Origin of the sequence: Mycetocola lacteus, assembly GCF_003667575.1 — a bacterium.
GTDB classification, from domain to species: domain Bacteria; phylum Actinomycetota; class Actinomycetes; order Actinomycetales; family Microbacteriaceae; genus Mycetocola; species Mycetocola lacteus.
The window spans coordinates 1-18,114 of sequence record NZ_RCUY01000010.1; the positions used below are offsets into that span (position 1 = coordinate 1).

The window sequence follows — 18,114 nt, forward strand, 5'->3', positions numbered from 1 at the left end:
ATTATGCCCCACGCCACGAGCATTTTTTCATGAGCAACAGACGCTGAGAGTTGAGGGCTGCGGGCTGGGAATTGAGAACTGAGACCAACACGGCGTCGGTCCCCACCCCCTGCGCCGCAGGGGTTATCCGTCGTCCCCTGGATCCGCCCTGACTCTGCACCATTCGCGTTGTGCGTTATCCACTGATTTTTCGTGGACGTTTACTACGCCCGGGGATGCGCGATTCGATAGGCATCCCGCAGTCGCTCGGTCGATACGTGGGTGTAAATCTGGGTGGTGCCCAGTGAGGAGTGCCCCAGCATCTCCTGGACGGTGCGCAGGTCAGCCCCGCCGTCAAGGAGGTGAGTGGCAGCGCTGTGCCGTAACGCGTGCGGTCCCGACGCGGCAGTGCCGGGCAGAGTCCCCAAATATTTGGCTACGAGAGTGTAGGCCGCACGGGTACCCAGCGCTCCACCGCGCACCCCAAGGAACACACGGTCCAACTCGTTTCGCTGGAGGACCGGGCGGGCACGAACAAGATATGCCTCAAGAGCCGAGCGCGCCGGAGCGCCAAAGGGCACAACCCGTTCCTTTCCACCCTTTCCCCACACACGGATAGTGAGACGCTGGAAGTCAATATCTTGGTGGGTCAAGGCGCACAGTTCGGCTACTCGAATGCCGGTTGCATACAGGAGCTCCAGCACTGCGCTGTCTCGCAGCTCGATGGGATCGCCCTCGGCAGCGCTCGTCCGAACACTATCGAGGAGGTCACGCAACGGCTCCTGCGCAACGACCTTGGGGAGGCTTCGCCCGGCTCGTGGTGCCCGCAATCGCGCAGCCGGGTCGATGGGCACCCGGTTGGTGCGAGCTAGCCAGCTTGTCCATCCTCGAACCGCCGCAGCATGCCGGGCCAGACTACTGGCGGCCAACCCGCGCTGACTCAGGTCCCAGAGCCAGTCCCGCAGCAGTTCCAGGTCAAGACCGTCCACGGTGTCGACGTTTCGCCGTGACGCAAATTCGGCGAGCGCCTGCAGATCGGCACCATATGCACGCACGGTCGCCGGCGAATACTGCCGCTCGGAGTGCAGCACATCGAGGTACTCCTCGATAGCTAAAGGAATCTGCATGTCCCCATGCTGTCATACGGATCAATTCCCCGCGCCCCACACGTCGTTCACTCTCCATAGGGCTGTAGAGCCGAAGAACCGTAGAGGCATAGAGGCATAGAGGTATAGAGGCATAGAGGCATAGAGGCATAGAGGCATAGAGGCATAGAACCGCAGAGCTGTAGAGCTGTAGAGCTGTAGAGCTGTAGAGCTGTAGAGCTGTAGAGCTGTAGAGCTGTAGAGCTGTAGAGCTGTAGAGCATGATTACCGGGGTTGTACCTTGAGGAGCCAACCGTCTCCGTTGTCGAACACCTCCTCATGGAGTGCGAGAACGCCCAGTGCGGCTCGGACTGTTGCCAGCGACAGGCCCGCCTCGATCGCGATATCGCGAGTCTGGCGCGGGCGACGATGGCTGAGGCAGTCGCGTACTCGCGCGATCTCCGAGCTTTCCACCCCAGGTGAAAGCCGACGCTCACCCGCCCCTACGATCCTCGGATACCCCACGCGGGGTGACCCGCCGAGTTCACCGGCTCCCGGAAGCGATGGGTGGCTACTTTTCTGGGCGGGCCGTACCATCCCCGGATCGGGGGCTGCCGTGAGTGGGGTCGGCACTGAATATGCGCTCGGATGGGACATCGAAGTGTCAAGAAAGATCGGGCTCTCACTTGGCAGGGACGATTCACCGTCTCCGTCATGTGCGTCTCCGCGCGGTGAGTCCTTCGTCGCCGATGTCGGTTCCTCACCCGGGTCGGGCTCCAGATAACCATCGTCATCTGCGTAGAACTTTGATGCCTCGACCGCCAGCCGTGTTCGAGCCCGCGATCTGTCAGGGCTAATACCGCTATTCGGATCCACAACGCTGTTTTGACCAGCACCGCTGTTCGAGTCGGCATCGCTGTTTGAGTCGGCATCACTGCTCGGATCGATATCGCGGTGAGAACGTACATCGAAGCCGGAGCCAAGGCCACCGCTGAGGCCTCCACCGACGCTCGGGTCGACGGCCTCGACGATAACGGATTCGGCGATAGCGGATTCGGTATTAACGGATTCGGCGGGGGCAACGGATCCGGGATGATCAGCGGTGCCGGTTTCGTCCCGGAGGTGATGTGCGGGGGCCGTTAGCGTACGCGTTTTGGCGGGCGTCGCGCCGTGGGCGGGATGTTTGGCCGGGGACGAGACGTCCAGCGGGTCGGGTGCGCCGAGATCTGGGACCACGGGCGATGAGGCCGTCAGGGGCTCGATGAGTTCAACCACCGTGTCAACATCGGTGATGAGCTGGGCCCCGTACTCACGCACGAGACGATGGCACCCGGCGGAGGAGGCATTTGTCACCGGACCCGGAACCGCTCCCAACGGGCGACCGAGCGTGGCCGCATGTCCCGCGGTATTGAGCGACCCGGAACGCCATCCGGCCTCCATCACCACGGTGCCCCGAGACAGGGCCGCAATCAAGCGGTTACGTTGCAGAAACCGCCAGCGGGTGGGTGAGGTGCCGTTGGGGACCTCGGAAATCACGACACCGTCACGAAAGATCCGCGACAGCAGCGCGGTATGTCCGGCAGGATAGGGCCGATCAGCCCCGCCCGCGAGCACCGCCACCGTCTGACCATGACTGGCCAGCGTGGCGCGATGGGCAACCGCGTCAATCCCATACGCTGCCCCCGACACGATGGCGTAGCCGCGGTCCACCGGCCCGGATGCAATCTCCAGCGTGACGTTTTCTCCGTAGCGGGAGGACGCTCGCGCGCCCACCAGGGAGACCGAGTTTGCGCTGGCACTAAGCGTGTCCAGGTTTCCGCGCACCCACAGACACAGCGGCGCATGAGCGCCCAGATCGTTGAGCGCTAACGGCCACTGGGGGTCTGACGGCCCGATGATGACGGTGTCGGTGCGATCCGCGCGATCCAGAATATCCAGGACTCGATCGGCGGCAAGCCGGGGCCGCCACCGCCCTAGCGCCCGCTCGACATGTTCCCGGGTGGCCGTGGGATCACGATCTTCCTCGTGATGATTGAGCAGGACTGCGGACCAATACGCCACGGGCTCGTCCCGTACCAGCGCCGTGAGCGCCGCGGGGGCACCGAGGAGGCTGATGAGCTCATGTGCCGCCGAATCCCCCGGTTCAACGATGGCGGACCAGGCTGCGCGAGCAAAGGTCTCGATATATTCGGCCTCAGCATCCCTCGTGGACCCACCAACCGCCGCGGAATTGCGCTCGGAGCTAATCGGCAAGCCTTCGGCGGTGCGGCGCACGGCCGCGGCAGTATCGAGCACGCGCGCCCGCGGGAGTCCAAACAGCATTGAGTGGGGCATTTCGGTTCCTTGGTTTCGAGGTACACATCACAGGTGTCACAGCATGGTGATCGGGCCTACATGGGGAATCCCTCACGCAGATCAAGCGCATGCGAGACGTCCTCGGCGGTGGGTAGGGCATGTCCGGCTAGGTCCGCAACCGTCCAGGCGACACGTAGAACGCGGTCATATCCGCGCATGCTGAGCCGCCCACGAGCAAGGCTGTCATCGAGGGTGCTCAGAGTGGCTGTGGGAATTGCGATCGGCCCCTCCCTCAGCCAGCTCCCGGGAACCTCGGCCGCTCGCCCCCAGGGAGTATCACGCAACCGATGGCGAGCACGATCTCGGGCCTGCTGGATCCGGAGCCGGATGGCCTCGTGATCACGATGGGGCGAATCGCGAGCAAACCGCAGTTGGGCGAGGGTCAGCGGATGCACCCGGACCTTGATGTCGATACGGTCCAGAAGGGGGCCGGATAGACGAGCCTGATACCGCCGCACGTTTTGTGCCGGGCACCGGCACCGCATCTCCTTCTCGTCGTAGTATCCGCACGGGCAAGGGTTTGCAGCGAGCACCAATTGGAACCGACCGGGAAACGAGGCGGCCCCAATCGCACGATGAATAATGATTTCTCCGGTTTCCAGGGGCTGTCGCAGGGTATCGAGGACGTGGCTGGGGAACTCGGCCGCCTCATCGAGAAAGAGAACTCCGTGTGCGGCGCGGGCGGCCGCACCGGGACGGATGAGCCCGCTCCCACCCCCGATGAGGGAGATAACGGACGCACTGTGATGCGGGGCCTCCCAGGGTGGACGCGTAGGAATCCCCGCGTCCAATGAGTCTCCATTCAACGAACGCACCGCGGCCACCTCGAGTGCGGCCTCCGGGGAGAGCTCCGGCAGGAGAGCCGGGAGTCGGGCTGCCAGCATGGATTTTCCACTACCGGGTGGCCCCATCATGCCTAGGTGGTGTCCACCCGCGGCGGCGGTGATCAGCGCATCCACGGCCACATCCTGGCCGATCACCTCGGCCAGCGAGGGCTCCGACCCTAAAAACGCGTCGGCTCGCCGACTCGATGCGCCGGTGAATTCGAGGTCGGCCGGATCCGCAGATTCTCCGCCCAGCCTCGGGGCTCCGGGCATGCCGGGCAGCGCCGTGGGTGAGTTCGGTGCACTGCCCGTGGACGGAGACCCAACACCTGTTCGAGTACCGCGCGACGCGGCAGACTCGGGTGCGGGTTCCACATCGGCCCCGTGCCAGATCGCGGCGGCACGCAACGACTCAATCGGGATCGTCTCGATGTCGGGCACCAGCCCTGCCTCTGGCCCGTTGGCGGCCGGAACCATCACGCGCATAAAGCCCGCATCGCGTGCGGCGAGTACGGCCGGCAGGATTCCTCGGGTCGCGCGCAACCTCCCGTCCAGGCCCAACTCCCCCAGATGGACCACTTCGGCGACCGAGTCTCGGGATAAGCGGGCGTCCGCCGCGAGACAGGCCAGCGCGATGGCGAGGTCGAATCCAGCCCCGGCCTTGGGGAGACCCGCGGGGGAAAGGTTTACGGTGATTCGTCCGGTGGGGAGTTTGCACCCCGAGTTGAATGCGGCCTGACGCACACGCCCCTCGGCCTCCCCCAGAGAACGATCCGCCAGGCCGATAATCACGAGCCGGGGCAGACTCTGCGAAATATCGGCCTCGACCTCGACCATTGCGCCGTGAATCCCCAGCAGCGAGACCGCCCACGTTCGTCCGACACTCATGAGACACCGCGCAGGTGCTCGATTCGGGGTCCTCCGGGAATCCCCAGAGTGATGCCGATGGCATCGAGGCGAATCCGGCCGGTAAACAGATGCTGACGACGCCACTCCTGGGCGACCGCGTTCATACGGCTGAGTTTGAGCGGCGTGATGGCCTCCAACGGGTCCCCCGCACCGTGTGATCGCCGAGTCTTCACCTCTACAAAAATCAGGGTGCCCGCGCGGTCTCGGGCGATAATATCGACCTCGCCGTATTGGCAGCGCCAGTTCTGCCGGGTGATGGTAAACCCGAGTTCGCGTAAAAAATGTGCGGCAATCGTCTCTCCCTCACGGCCTACCCGCTGGTTGTTGTATCGGCCCCGTCGTTGTGTCATGGGTGCACCTCCTTGCCCCCATCCTGCGCGCGCCCTCCGCCCTCACCCGGTGTCCGCCCCATCCTGTGGAGAATGGCACCAATCACGCCACCTGTGGAGGACTTCTCGAATGCCCGCCGTCATCCCTCGACCTGGGACGTTCTGTGCTCCAAATCCCCCATCCAGACCTGCGGTTCGGTGCCCCACACCCCGCGCCCTCCGACACACCGAAACATCGGCCCAATCAATTCGATATACGCTTACATTCGTCACCGACTGACGATGAGGTTTCCGTGTCGATCACCACTTTTGAACCCGCGCATGCGCGCGATTTTGCGACCCTCGGGGCCATCCTGCTGGAGGCCGGAGAATCGGTCACCACCGTGGGTGCCTCTCTCCAGGAGGTTCGCACCGCACTGGAGCTCAGAACGCTGGAATACTCGGTGTTTCCCACCCTGGTACTGGTGACCGAATCGCACACCGGGGCCACGGTCAGCGTGACCGCCCGCACCGAGCTCACCTTCCGCGAGGCAGCGGTCGCCAATCAGCTCCCCTCTCAGCTGCGCCGCGGGCAGGTGCGCCTGGATCAGGTGCCCGAACTCGCACACAGCATGCGATCACGCTCAAAACCGCGCTCGTTTTGGCGAACCGTCCTGGGAAACGCGGTCACCGCCGCATCATTTGCCACCCTGTTTCAGAGCCCCTGGTGGGCGATCCTGACGGCCCTCGTGGTGGGCGTGATCGTGGGAATGATCATGGGGGTATTTGAACGCTCCCGTCCCGGGGTGGCCCTACAGCCGTTTGTGGTGTCGTTTATCTCCACCGTCCTGATCGGGCTCGCCTCGACCTGGTTCTCATTCCCCAATATCTCGCTGTTTGCCGTCGTGGCACCGGTTGTGGTGCTCGTGCCGGGCTCGGTGATTGCCAAGGCACTCCTGGAGGTGACCTCATCCGATGTGATCTCCGGTGCCGCACGCATGGTGGGCGGACTCATGATGATGGGATTCATGCTCGCGGGAATCGCCGCGGGTTCGGTGCTCACCGGCTTGGCCGTTGACCCGACGACCTCGTCCCTGGTGGGAGAGATTACGCGTCCGGCCCAGCACGGCGGATGGGAATCCACACCACCGCTGTGGGCCGTCTGGCTCGGGGTGATCGGATTGGCCGCGGGTGTCAGTATTATCTTCCAAGCGGGAACCAAGCTGAGTCTCGCCTCGGCCCTGATCATGTGCGCTGCCTATGCCGCCGCGCTGCTCTTCACCCCGGTCCTCGGTGCCGCCGTAGCCATTGGTGCCGCGGCCGGTGTGGTGTTTCTCGCCGCCAAAACCCTGGAACGGGTCCGCCCTGCGCTTCCAGCTGCGGTGACCTTTTTCCCCGCTTTTTTGCTCTTTGTCCCGGGAACCGTGGCCCTGGTTTCCCTGGCCACGCAGAGCCAGGGAGCGGTCATGGCCGCGCTCACCTCGTTCCTGAGCCTGTGCATTGGCATCCACGTGGGCGGTCTCATCGACCTGTGGCTCGACAAAACCGTGTGGCGTCTGCACCGTGAACGCACCACGGCCGCAGACCTCCCGCTCACGGGTGCGCGCACGCTGCGGCGCCCCTGGCATCGGCCTCGCCCCTAGGTCCAACACACGCCAACGGGTGCGGGCCGCACAGGAACCGCACTATCCCAGCGGGACAGGGCTGTCCCACCGCAACCGCACTACCCCAGCAGGACAGGGCTGTCCCACCGCAACCGCACTACCCCAGCGGCACCGTACCCTCGGCCCCGAGCCGCTTCATCACCATGGTGGAGGTGAGGCGCTGCACGCCGGGCAGCGCACCGAGTTCGGTGTCGTAGAGCTCCTGATACGCGGCGATATCTCGGGTGAGCACCCGCATCATATAGTCGGGCTCACCAAAGAGGCGCTGCGCATCCACTACGTTGGGAATCGCGACCACGGCCTCCTCAAACGCGGTGATCGTGTGCAGGTCGGTATGGCTCATGGTCACAAAGATGAGGGCTTCGAAGGTGAGGCCCACGGCCTCGCGGGCAACCACGGCGCGGTAGCGTTCGATCGCGCCGGAGGCTTCAAGCTCGCGCAGGCGACGGTGACAGGAGGAGAGGCTCAGTCCCACCCGGGTGGCCAGATCGGTGGCGCTCATCCGCCCATCATCCTGCAACAGTGAAAGAATCTCCCGGTTAATAGCGTCCATAGCACCCATTCTTCCAGCAAACCCCGCAAGTCGCGCGTCATTGCGGAGCACCTCTCGCGAAATTCTTCATAGAATCTTCGACTATAGAGGGAAAGGACGCGTAATGGATCTCGCTTTGATGACACAGTTTTGGCTGGTCGCGGTGCTCCTCGTGCTCACCCCGGGCGCCGATTGGGCCTATGCGATTTCGGCCGGGCTGCGGGCACGCACCATCGCCCCTGCGATCCTGGGGATGGCCTGCGCCTACACGATCATCGTGGTGGTGCTGGCGCTGGGTGTCGGTGCACTGGTCACCGCGGAACCGATCACGCTCACCCTGCTCTCACTCGCCGGATCGGCCTACCTGATCTACCTGGGCACCAGCACACTGGTGCAGCGCGCCGGCCCACTCGCGCCCAGCGAACAGGCGCTGGATACCCGGTCGGCACACCAGTTTTTCCGCGGCATCGCGGTCAGCGGACTCAACCCCAAGGGGTTACTGTTGCTCCTCGCCCTACTCCCCCAGTTCCTCTCCCCGGTGGGGTGGCCGGCGGCCGACCAGATGCTGGTTCTGGGCGGATTGCATGTGATCAACGGCATCGTGGTCTACTCGATCGTGGCCGTGCTGGCCCGGCGACTCCTGCGCTCGCGCCCGCGCGCCACGATGCTGGTGACCCGGGGAGCGGGCATTGCGATGATCGGTGTTGGTCTGGGCATCCTGGTCGAACAGGTCATGCGAATGTTCACCCTCTAACCCGGATCTGATGCACCAAACGGGGTGCTCGGGCAATCACGCGCGGCACCCCATTCCGCGCTAGCGTAGAGCCTGCGCGTATGTCGCCTCGGCGAGGTACCGCGCGGCGACCCTCCCCAGGCAAAGGATTCCGTGTGAGCACCTCCACCCCACCGATGACCCGCATCCGCACGGTTCTGCCCGGCCTGGGCATTGCCCTGATCGCCGCGGTGGCGGCCCAGGGCATTCATCTCCTCACCCCGGCGATCCCCGCACTCACCTGGGCCGTGCTGCTGGGAATTCTCGCCGCCAATATACCCGCGACGGCCCGGATTCTGCGCGGCTTCGCCGCTCCCGGCATCGCCTTTGCCGCCAAAAAACTCATGCGGCTGGGCATCGTGTTGCTCGGCCTGAAACTCAGCCTGGTGGATGTGGCGGGTCTGGGCTGGCCCACCCTGCTGGTGGTGATCGGGATCGTCCTCATCACGTTCATGGGAACCCTGTATGGCGGCAAGCTCCTGCGCCTGCCCGGCGATCAGCCACTCCTGATGGCCGCCGGTTTTGCGATCTGCGGTGCCTCGGCGATCGGTGCGATGAGTGCGGCCACCGGTGCCAAGAATAAGGATGCGGTCGCCCCGGTTGCGATGGTCACCCTGTGCGGCACCCTGGCGATAGCGGTGCTCCCGTTGGCCGGTCACCTGCTGGGCCTCGGCCCGGCCGAGTTTGGCTTCTGGGTCGGAGCAAGCGTCCACGATGTTGGCCAGGTGGTGGCTACCGCTCAGACCGCGGGCGCGGGAGCACTGGCCATCGCGGTGGTGGTGAAGCTGACCCGGGTGGTTCTGCTGGCCCCGATGGTGACCGGAACGGCGCTGGTGGTCCGGGCCCGGGAACGTCGAAACTCGGCGGCCCTGGAGACCCCGGTTTCCGCGACCCTGCCCCCGATCCTGCCCCTGTTTGTGGCCGGCTTTTTGCTGATGATTGTGCTGCGCAGTTTCGATCTGGTGGCCCCCGGCATCCTGGATGTCGCCGCCCAGGCGCAGGATTGGCTGCTCGCTCTGGCCCTGTTTTCTCTCGGGTCCGGCGTACGCGTGGGCGAGCTGCGCCGCGGCGGCGCACGCACCGCACTGTTGGCCCTGGCCTCCTGGGTGCTGATCGCGCTGCTCGCCCTCGCCGCCGTCTGGCTGCTCCAGCCCGGCGCGTAGTCCCGATACGCCTCGAAAATGCAAAATCCGGGTGCCTCATCGGCACCCGGATATCGCGAGAGGTCGGGAAAACTAGCTCTTTTCGGCCAGCGCCTTATCCAGGGCCGCGCGGATGTCGTCAAGTTTGGTGAGCTGCAGCGGTTCGTTGTTCACGAAGATCGACGGGGTGCCCTGAAGTCCGAATCGAGTTGCGGCGTCCAGGTCCTCCTTCACTCGCGCCTCGGTGGCCGGGTCGGCGATCGCCGCATCATAGGCCGCCATGTCCAGACCCAGCTGCTCGGCATAGCCGCGGAAAACATCGGCCTGGGAATCGGCCTTGTGACTCCACTCCTCCTGGGTGTCAAAGAGCTTGTTGTACATCACCTCGAGCTTGCCCTGACGGGCGGCGGCCTCGGCAGCGAGGGCGGCGGGGCCGGAGTTGGGGTGTCCGTTCAGCGGGAAGTAGCGCAGGACAAAGGTGATCTTGCCCGCGTAGTCCTTCCGAATCTGCTCCATATACGGGTGCACAGCCGCGCAGGCCTCGCACTCGAAGTCGAGGAACTCGGTGAGCACCACGGCATCGGGACCGGCGTCATCGAGTCGGTGGCTGTTTTCTGCCACCACCGAAATCCCGTTGGAGGCGGAGGGCGAGGCCACTTCCTTTTTCTCGAACGGCTTTGCAATCACCAGATACACCACCCCCGCCGCAATGAGGAGGAGGGCGACAACGGCAATCTGAATTCGAGTACTGGTACGCATCGAGACCCGAGCTTAGTCGAAACCACGGGGGAAAACACGAAAGCGGCCAGCGTGGACAAAAGTCCGCACTGGCCGCCTGGCGACCGTAACGACGCCGGGATGTTACTTTCCGAGCGAGAGATCCTTGGGAATCTCGAAATCGCTCGGATTGAGCTCCTCGACGTTGACGTCCTTAAAGGTGAGAACGCGAACGGACTTCACAAAACGGTCCGACCGATAGATGTCCCACACCCAGACGTCGTTCATCGTGATCTCAAAATAGAAATCGTGCTCGGTGTCCTGACGCACCAGGGTTACCTCATTGGCGAGGTAGAACCGGCGTTCGGTCTCGATCACATACTTGAACTGGGAAACCACATCGCGATACTCGCGGTACAGGGCGAGCTCGACCTCACGGTCGTAGTCCTCAATCTCGTCATCATCCATGGTGTCTCTATCCTAGACGCTTTCGGGTGTTGTGTATGCGCCGAGCCAGGTGGCTCGGTGTTGCGCGGTCAGGCCGTGTTCACGAACGGCGGTGAGGTGAGCGGGCGATCCGTACCCCTTGTTCCCGGACCATCCGTATTCGGGATGGGAGGCGTCATGCTCCTGCATCAGGGTGTCTCGCTCGACCTTGGCGATAATCGAGGCGGCGGCCACCGAGACGCAGTCACGGTCGGCCTTCACCCGGGTACGCACATCCAACGGGGATGCCAGCCCCGGCGAGAGCCAGTCGTGGGATCCATCCAGCAGGATCGTGGCCCCGGCGACATCGGCACCGGCCGCGTGCAGGATCCCCAGTGCACGCTTGCCGGCGAGAGCCAGGGCGGGCACGATGCCGATCTGGTCCACCTCGGCGGCACTGGCCATACCCACCGCGTGCAGCGGCGTCCAGGCACGCACCAGGGGTTCCAACACCGTGCGCTTCTTCTCGCTCACCAACTTGGAATCGCGCAGGCCCTCGGGCGGCGATCCCAACCCCGGAACAAACACGGCCATTCCCACGGCAACGGGCCCGGCGATTGCGCCGCGCCCTACCTCATCGCATCCGATAATCAGGCGCGAACCGGTCGCCAAAAACTGCGTTTCCACCTCATCGGTGGGCAATACTGCGGGCATTACTTCTTTTCTACGCCGTTGAACACTTCGGGATAGTTGCCCAGACCGCTCCAGCGGTCAAAGGGCCAGGTGATCACGAAGGCTCGACCCACGACGTTTTTGATCGGAACGAACCCCTTGGTGGGGCCATCCTGGTTAAAGCGGGAATCCAGCGAGTCGTAGCGGTTGTCTCCCATGACCCACAGGCTGTCCGGGGGCACGGTGACCTTGAAGTTCACGCCGGAAACACTCTGATTTCCGTTGAGTTTGACGTACGGCTCATCCAGCGGAACGCCGTTGACGGTCATCTGTCCCAGTGCGTTACAGCACTCGATCACGTCGCCCGGGAGACCGATCACCCGCTTAATCAGGTGATCGTTGTTGTCGGGTGAAGCCAGGCCCACCAGCGACAGGAACCATTCACCGGCGCCCACCAGGGCGTTGGCGGGCTGCTGCTTGGGGGTGACCGGTAGCCATCCACCCGGATCGCGGAAGACCACAACATCACCGTGCTGAAGCGGGACCACATTGGGAACCAGCTCGTTCACCAGGATGCGGTCGTTGACCTGCAGCGTGTTCTCCATCGACCCCGAGGGGATGTAGAACGAGCGCACCAGGAAGGTCTTCACCAGGAAGGATGCCAGGATCGCGATAACTACAATGACCGCAAGATCGCGGACGAAGTACCATCCACCGCGCTTTCTGGTAGCGCGCTTATTACGTCGCGAGGGTAGATTCTCCCCCGCCAGAATGCTATCTGTCATTTAACCGCCCGAGCTCCCCACCAGCATAGCGGTGGGGAGCTCGGTTATTCTGACGGCTTGCCGTGAGAGATATGAAGCAGCGCTTAGAAGTCGCGCTTCTCCTTGATCTTCGCCTTCTTACCGCGCAGCTCGCGCAGGTAGTACAGCTTGGCGCGACGGACGTCACCGCGGGTGACAACCTCGAGCTTCTCGATCACCGGGGAGTGCACCGGGAAGGTACGCTCCACGCCAACCTGGAAGCTGACCTTGCGGACCGTGAAGGTCTCGCGAACGCCGTCACCCTGGCGACGGATAACCGCACCCTGGAAGACCTGGACACGAGAGCGGGTGCCCTCGATGATGTTTACGTGAACCTTGACGGTGTCACCGGCGCGGAATGCCGGGATGTCCGACTTCAGCGATGCTGCATCGACTGCGTCGAGGATATGCATTTTTGTTCGCTCTCTGTACCCGCCACAGGTCGACTACGAAAATAGAATTTTGATGTAGGTGTGTGTCCGCATAGATGCCGGCTCCCCTGTGGCAGAGCGTGGCCGCGGCACAAGGGGTAATTATGTCACACTTCCGGGCGCACCCTCAACTTGGCCGAGTGCAGGCTAGGAGTCGCGCGGACGCTCCTCGATCACGATGTACTCGCCGTCATCTTCGAATCGCGGAGCGCTCATCCCGGGCTGACCGGGCGCACCGGGCTGCTGCTGAGCGAGACGTTCAAACTCGGCCATCGCTTCTCGGGTACGCACCGCGGCCTCGCGGAACAGCCGCCAGATGGAATACCAGAGGGCCCCCAGACCGGCGATCACCCCGAGCACACCAAACAGGGCCATCGAGGAGCCGAAGATTCCGAAGCCGATGATGGTTGCGTGCCAGATCGCCAGCACGGCCACATCACCCCACTCCAGTGCGCGCTGTCGTCGCACCTGGGCCCGGCCGTAAATTAGCAGGGTCACCGCGAGCAGCGCGATAAAGAGGATGGGCATTGCGAATAGGAGCCCGAGGAAGTCCCAGCCGTTGTTGTTGCCGTCGAAAATCACCCAGCCCAGTAGTGGCCACAGCGGGAGAACCACCACGGCCAGGAACATCCAGCGAAGGAAAACACGACGAACGAACATACCTCCAGAATACGGCGTTCGAGCCGCCGAGGATATGCCTGAGGGTCGTTCCCGAGGATGATTTCGCGAGGGGCGTAGCGCCTAAGCGACCGACTCGGGCAACGCGATCGGTTCGGTCCCGGGGCCCTGCTGCGCGGGGCCCTCGGCAGCGTCGACCGGGGCGGTTCCGGCCAGCCGGACCCGGAGCAGGCGAAGGGAATACTGAATCATCGGCCCGATGCTGAGAGCGAAGATCACCGTGCCCACCCCGAGCCCGCCGCCCAGAGCCCAGCCCCCCAGAGCCACGATCACCTCGATCGATCCGCGCACCTTCCAGATTGTCCAGCCGGTGCGGGCGGTGACCCCGGTCATCAGCCCGTCGCGGGGGCCGGGACCCAGGCCCGCCCCGATATAGAGGGCGCTGGAGAGGGCAAGGAGCACCATCGCGGCGATAAACAGGACGATCCGCACCGGGAACGATTCGATCGGCGGGAGCAGGGTCAGGGTAAAACCGGCGACCGGGCCCACCGTCAGCGCGTTGACCAGCGTCCCGATCCCAGGCTTCTGGCGCAGCGGTATCCACAGCAGCATGATCAGAAAGCTGAGAATCAGCACACTGAGCCCGAACTCGATGCCCGTGCGCACCGAGAAGCCCTGCGAGAGCACATCCCAGGGTGAAAGGCCGAGGTCCGCGCGGACAAACAGGGCAATCGCGATGCCGTAACCGGCCAGGCCGACCAGGAGTCGGGTGGTGCGCAGGAGCGGATGGGTGCCGGTGAGGAGGTGGTGCATGGGGTCCTTCTTTAACGAGATGCCCGGGCAGGTGCCCGGGGAGAATCCCATCGTCCGGCAAATTGGCACCCCTCGACAGTGCCACATCGGATAAAGTGGCACCATGTCACCAGCCACGCCGCCCCCGGTCTCCCCCAGCAGGCTCGTTCGCGCGCTCGGCGATTGGCAGCGCCCAGACCAGCCCACCTATCGGGCCCTGGCCGCGCGCATCCGACTCCTGCTGCTGGACGGACGCCTAGCCGCTGACACCCGTCTGCCCGCCGAACGCGATCTGGGAACGCGACTGGGCCTCAGTCGCAACACGATTGCCGCGGCCTATGCGGCCCTGCGCGAGGCCGGCTATCTGACCAGCGTGCGCGGTTCGGGTTCGCGGCTGTGCCTACCCGGTGGCGAACGCGGCGAGAGCGACCTCCTGCGCACCAGCGCCATCGACTTTCGACGCGCCACCTTCACCGCCTACCCGGGCATCACCGACCTCTATGCCGAGGCTGTTGAGCGGATCCCCGATCACATCAATGAGTCCGGCTACGACATCCACGGCCTTCCGCTGCTGCGCGAGGCGATTGCCGCGCACTATGTGGGACGCGGCATCCCCACCACCCCCGAGCAGATCATCGTGACCAGCGGCGCCCAGCACGCGCTGCACCTGGTGACCCACGCGCTGATTCGGCCCGGCGAACGGGTCCTGATCGAGCATCCCAGCTACGCGCACGCGTTCGACACCCTGGCCGCCGGGGGTGCACGCCTGCTCCCCCTCCCGATCGAACCCGAGGGGTGGGACGTCGCGGCCGCGACCGAGCTCCTGCGCCGCGCCCGTCCGAGCGCCGCGTACATCATGCCGGACTTCCAAAACCCCAGCGGGGCGAGCCTGGCCGAGGAGGATCGCCTTGCCCTCGTGCGGGCAGCCGCGCAGGCGGGCACCACCCTGATCGTGGATGAAACCACGTCCTGGCTCGACATCGACCGGGGTGAACGCACCGGGCTGGCCGCGCTCTCCCGCGATGTGGTGACCCTCGGCTCGCTGGGCAAGGTGGTGTGGGGCGCGATGCGGATCGGCTGGATTCGCGCACCCCGGCCGCTCGTGGATCGGATTCTCGCGGTTCGATCCGGGGTGGATCTGGGCACCGCGATCCTGGAACAGATCGTCGCGAGTCTCGCCCTGCGCGACATCGATAGCGTCCTGGGCTTCCGTCGCACCCAGCTGCGCGACAGCCGCGATCATCTGGTCGGGCTGCTGAACGAGCACTTCCCCGAGTGGAACACGCACGTGGTCAACGGCGGCATGTCGCTGTGGCAGCACACCGGAACCATCTCCACCCTGGCCCTCGCCGATGCAGCCCGTGCCGAGGGACTGGCGATCATCCCCGGGACGCGCTTCGGGGTGGACGGGGCCTTTGACAACTACCTCCGCCTGCCCTTCGGTTACACCAACGCCGACCTTACCGCCGGCGTTCTGGCGCTGCGCCGCGCGGCCGATGCGGTGGGGTCGCCGAGCGCCCAGCGCCGGGTGTTTGAACCGGTGGTGTAACTCACCCCCGACCGTGGATCGCGGTTTCCGCGCGGCCATATGCGTGAGTGCGGTGGATCCTGCGAGAATAGACGCATGATTGAACTGCGCACCCCCGAAGAGATCGAGCAGATGCGTCCGGCCGGACGCTTTGTGGCCGAGGTCCTGACCGCCCTGGAGGAGAAGGCCGCGGTGGGTGTGAACCTGCTGGAGCTGGACGAGCTGGCCCACAAGATGATCCGGGATCGCGGTGCCGAGTCCTGCTACATCGACTACCACCCCTCCTTCGGCGCCAGCCCGTTTGGCAAGGTACTGTGCACCTCGGTGAACGACGCCGTACTGCACGGCCTGCCCCACGACTACGTGCTCCAGGATGGTGACCTGCTGAGCGTGGACTTCGCCGCCTCGGTGAACGGCTGGGTGTCCGACTCGGCGCTGTCACTGATCGTGGGCACCGAGCGTCCCGAGGATCGCCACCTGATCGAGATCACCCAGAACGCCCTGGAGGCCGGCATCGCCCAGGCAGTGGTCGGCAACAAGATGGGTGATATCTCCAACGCGATCGGCGCGGTTGCCACCGTCGCCGGGCTGAAGATCAACACCGACTTCGGCGGTCACGGCGTGGGTCGCACCATGCACGGCGAGCCGCACGTGCCCAATAAGGGCCGCCCCAACCGCGGATTCCCGCTGCGCGAGGGCCTGGTTATCGCGATCGAGCCGTGGTTCCTGCACACCACCGACAAGCTGATCACCGACGCCGATGGCTGGACCCTGCGCTCGGCCGACGGCTCGCGCGGCGCGCACCAGGAGCACACCGTGGCGATCACCGCCGACGGTCCGATCATCCTCACCGCCCGCGACTAGCGAACCCTCCAGACGCCCCGGTTTGTGCGTGCACAGCCGGGGCGTTCTGCGTTCGGATGAGCCTACCCGCGACGCGCCCGCGCCACCGCCCCGCCATCATCCACGTGGTGGCGCAGCGCGAAGAGCAAATCCGCGCGGGCGTGAGCATCCTCCAGGTCTCGGCCGAGCAGCGACTCGACCCGCTGGATCTGACGACGCACCGCGTTCCGATGCAGGTGCAGGGCGCGGGCCGCGCGATCCCAGCCACCATTATTAAGCAGCCACGTATAGAGGGTGCCGATCAGCTCGGCGGAGTCCGGGGCCTCCAGCAGCGGTTCCAGGACGGCGTGGGCGAAGCGGTCGGAGAGCTCGGCGGGGATCAGCGCACCCAGACTGCGCAGCTCCTCCCCCGCCACGATCGACCGCTCGGCCTCCCGGGCTCGCGGTAGCAACAGCTCCGCCTCGCGCACCGCGGTCGCGACCTCCTGCACCGGATACCCGGCGCTGATCCCGGCGATCCATCCGCGACGTTCAAGCGCCCGCAGCACCTCGGTTCCGGGCACCTCGGCGACCAGCGCGCGCAGGGATCCCGCGCGCTCATCCACAAACGGGGTGTCCAGGGCCAGCCGCCACCAGAGCAGGTCGGCGGGGCGTGCGGGCTCGCCGTTGGTGGCCACCGCGACCACCGTGTGCACCCGGCGGGAGGCCCCCGCGTTCAGCGCGGTGGCGACCAGGCGCGCCCAGCGCTCCACACCTGCCGGGTCGATCGGGACGCCGTCCACCAGGAGCAGCATCATCAGCTGATCCAGGGCGATGGTCTGTGAGCGAGGTAGCCCCTTGGCCACCCGAATCAGGTCGGCGGCGAGTGAGAAGCCCGTACGGTCCTCGCTCAGCACGTGGTCCTTAACCAGTACCAGCACGGTGTCCCGCACCGCGCGCTGCCCCTCCTCGGTAATCCGCCGGGCCACCAGCTCACGCCCATCCTCGGTCACCCCAAACACCATGCCCTCGCCGGCATCCAGCAGCGCATCGGCCTGGGCAAACAGCGGCGCATCGGGATCGGTCCCACCCGCCGAGAGCACGTCCGTCCCCTCCCGCAGCAGCACGCGGGAGCCGGTTTCGGTGGCCAGCACCTCGATCACCCGTCGCTCGGGCTGCGCCCGCAGCACGGCAGCCGTGAGCCGGCGCGCGAGCGTGCTGACGGTCTGCAATCCGCGCACCCGGAGTCGTTCCAGCTCGGCGGCAAAGTGGGCGGTGACCTGCACAAACGGGACCGCGCGATCCACCCGCACCAGTGGCAAGCCGATGCGCCGACACGCGGCGATCAGCGGCTCGGGAACCTCGCGATACACCGGCTCGACCCCGAAGCCCAGCGCCGAGATCCCGCTCTCCCGCAGCCGACCCACATAGGTGTCGAGGGCGCTCTCGGTCTGCGGGAGTCCGAGTCCGGTGATCAGCAGCAGCTCATACCCGGAGAGGTATGTGCCGGGTTCCTCGAGCTCCACGACCGCGCAGTGGGTGATCACGATGTCCGCGGGGTCAGTATCGCCGGGTACCAGCAGCGTGAGTCCCAGCTCGGGTGCGGCGAGCAGCGTGCCCAGCGACACACCGGTGGGCCGCGGCGGTGCTCCCGCCGGACGCGCGGTACCGGTGGACGGGAAATCTGGCGACATGAGCCCTCCTCGCAGGATGAATTATCTTATCTGGTGCTAAT

General features: G+C 65.2%; 18 protein-coding genes. 5 read left to right on the top strand and 13 right to left on the bottom strand.

Going from position 1 to position 18,114, the window contains the following annotated elements:
- Nucleotides 1–203 precede the first annotated feature (203 nt).
- The 4 genes from D9V34_RS11705 to D9V34_RS11720 form a co-directional block, all read right to left on the bottom strand.
- Complete coding sequence (locus D9V34_RS11705; RefSeq protein WP_121688994.1) at nt 204–1,106, bottom strand: tyrosine recombinase XerC; 903 nt, start codon at nt 1,104–1,106, stop codon at nt 204–206.
- A gap of 243 nt (nt 1,107–1,349) precedes the next feature.
- Nucleotides 1,350–3,338 carry a DNA-processing protein DprA gene (gene dprA / locus D9V34_RS11710; protein ID WP_245992014.1) on the bottom strand — a complete coding sequence of 663 codons (1,989 nt, stop codon included), beginning with the start codon at nt 3,336–3,338 and terminating at the stop codon, nt 1,350–1,352.
- Nucleotides 3,339–3,454: 116 nt separating this feature from the next.
- A complete protein-coding gene (locus D9V34_RS11715; RefSeq protein WP_121688996.1) occupies nt 3,455–5,131 on the bottom strand; it encodes a YifB family Mg chelatase-like AAA ATPase in 1,677 nt (558 codons plus the stop codon).
- Complete coding sequence (locus tag D9V34_RS11720; protein ID WP_121689090.1) at nt 5,128–5,502, bottom strand: YraN family protein; 375 nt, start codon at nt 5,500–5,502, stop codon at nt 5,128–5,130. The genes D9V34_RS11715 and D9V34_RS11720 overlap by 4 nt, the downstream gene beginning before the upstream one ends.
- A gap of 272 nt (nt 5,503–5,774) precedes the next feature.
- Between D9V34_RS11720 and D9V34_RS11725 the strand changes: the two genes are divergently transcribed.
- Entirely contained in the window at nt 5,775–7,103 is a 1,329-nt protein-coding gene (locus D9V34_RS11725) for a threonine/serine exporter family protein (protein ID WP_183091975.1), read from the top strand.
- Nucleotides 7,104–7,221: 118 nt separating this feature from the next.
- On the opposite strand, the gene D9V34_RS11730 is transcribed toward D9V34_RS11725, so the two are convergent.
- Complete coding sequence (locus tag D9V34_RS11730; protein ID WP_030148726.1) at nt 7,222–7,677, bottom strand: Lrp/AsnC family transcriptional regulator; 456 nt, start codon at nt 7,675–7,677, stop codon at nt 7,222–7,224.
- A gap of 118 nt (nt 7,678–7,795) precedes the next feature.
- On the opposite strand from D9V34_RS11730, the gene D9V34_RS11735 reads away from it, so the two are divergent.
- Together D9V34_RS11735 and D9V34_RS11740 are read left to right on the top strand one after the other, a co-directional pair.
- Nucleotides 7,796–8,410: a LysE family translocator gene (locus tag D9V34_RS11735; RefSeq protein ID WP_245992015.1), complete on the top strand. Its 615-nt coding sequence runs from the start codon at nt 7,796–7,798 to the stop codon at nt 8,408–8,410.
- Between the two features lie 155 nt (nt 8,411–8,565).
- Nucleotides 8,566–9,591 carry a YeiH family protein gene (locus tag D9V34_RS11740; RefSeq protein WP_121689091.1) on the top strand — a complete coding sequence of 342 codons (1,026 nt, stop codon included), beginning with the start codon at nt 8,566–8,568 and terminating at the stop codon, nt 9,589–9,591.
- A 72-nt stretch (nt 9,592–9,663) separates the two neighbouring features.
- Here D9V34_RS11740 and D9V34_RS11745 read toward each other — a convergent pair whose 3' ends face one another.
- From D9V34_RS11745 to yczE, 7 genes are all read right to left on the bottom strand, one after another.
- On the bottom strand, nt 9,664–10,329 hold the full coding sequence (locus tag D9V34_RS11745) for a DsbA family protein (protein ID WP_121688999.1): 666 nt from the start codon (nt 10,327–10,329) through the stop codon (nt 9,664–9,666).
- Nucleotides 10,330–10,431: 102 nt separating this feature from the next.
- Nucleotides 10,432–10,755, bottom strand: a complete 324-nt coding sequence (locus tag D9V34_RS11750) for a DUF2469 domain-containing protein (protein WP_030148722.1) — start codon at nt 10,753–10,755, stop codon at nt 10,432–10,434.
- 12 nt (nt 10,756–10,767) lie between these two features.
- Nucleotides 10,768–11,427 (bottom strand): ribonuclease HII, encoded by a 660-nt coding sequence (locus tag D9V34_RS11755; RefSeq protein ID WP_121689000.1) that lies wholly within the window; start codon nt 11,425–11,427, stop codon nt 10,768–10,770.
- On the bottom strand, nt 11,427–12,170 hold the full coding sequence (lepB, locus tag D9V34_RS11760) for a signal peptidase I (protein WP_121689001.1): 744 nt from the start codon (nt 12,168–12,170) through the stop codon (nt 11,427–11,429). Before lepB ends, D9V34_RS11755 begins: the two co-directional genes overlap by 1 nt.
- Before the next feature lie 83 nt (nt 12,171–12,253).
- The gene (rplS, locus tag D9V34_RS11765; protein ID WP_121689002.1) at nt 12,254–12,601 is read right to left on the bottom strand and encodes a 50S ribosomal protein L19; all 348 of its coding nucleotides are present in this window, start codon (nt 12,599–12,601) and stop codon (nt 12,254–12,256) included.
- A gap of 165 nt (nt 12,602–12,766) precedes the next feature.
- Entirely contained in the window at nt 12,767–13,279 is a 513-nt protein-coding gene (locus D9V34_RS11770; protein ID WP_121689003.1) for an MFS transporter, read from the bottom strand.
- Nucleotides 13,280–13,360: 81 nt separating this feature from the next.
- A complete protein-coding gene (gene yczE, locus D9V34_RS11775) occupies nt 13,361–14,050 on the bottom strand; it encodes a membrane protein YczE (protein WP_121689004.1) in 690 nt (229 codons plus the stop codon).
- A 103-nt stretch (nt 14,051–14,153) separates the two neighbouring features.
- Here yczE and yczR point away from each other — a divergent pair, with 103 nt between their 5' ends.
- The gene (gene yczR / locus D9V34_RS11780; protein WP_121689005.1) at nt 14,154–15,578 is read left to right on the top strand and encodes a MocR-like transcription factor YczR; all 1,425 of its coding nucleotides are present in this window, start codon (nt 14,154–14,156) and stop codon (nt 15,576–15,578) included.
- A gap of 75 nt (nt 15,579–15,653) precedes the next feature.
- Nucleotides 15,654–16,421: a type I methionyl aminopeptidase gene (gene map / locus D9V34_RS11785; protein WP_121689006.1), complete on the top strand. Its 768-nt coding sequence runs from the start codon at nt 15,654–15,656 to the stop codon at nt 16,419–16,421.
- A gap of 62 nt (nt 16,422–16,483) precedes the next feature.
- Here map and D9V34_RS11790 read toward each other — a convergent pair whose 3' ends face one another.
- Nucleotides 16,484–18,073: a PucR family transcriptional regulator gene (locus tag D9V34_RS11790; protein ID WP_121689007.1), complete on the bottom strand. Its 1,590-nt coding sequence runs from the start codon at nt 18,071–18,073 to the stop codon at nt 16,484–16,486.
- Between the last annotated feature and the right edge of the window lie 41 nt (nt 18,074–18,114).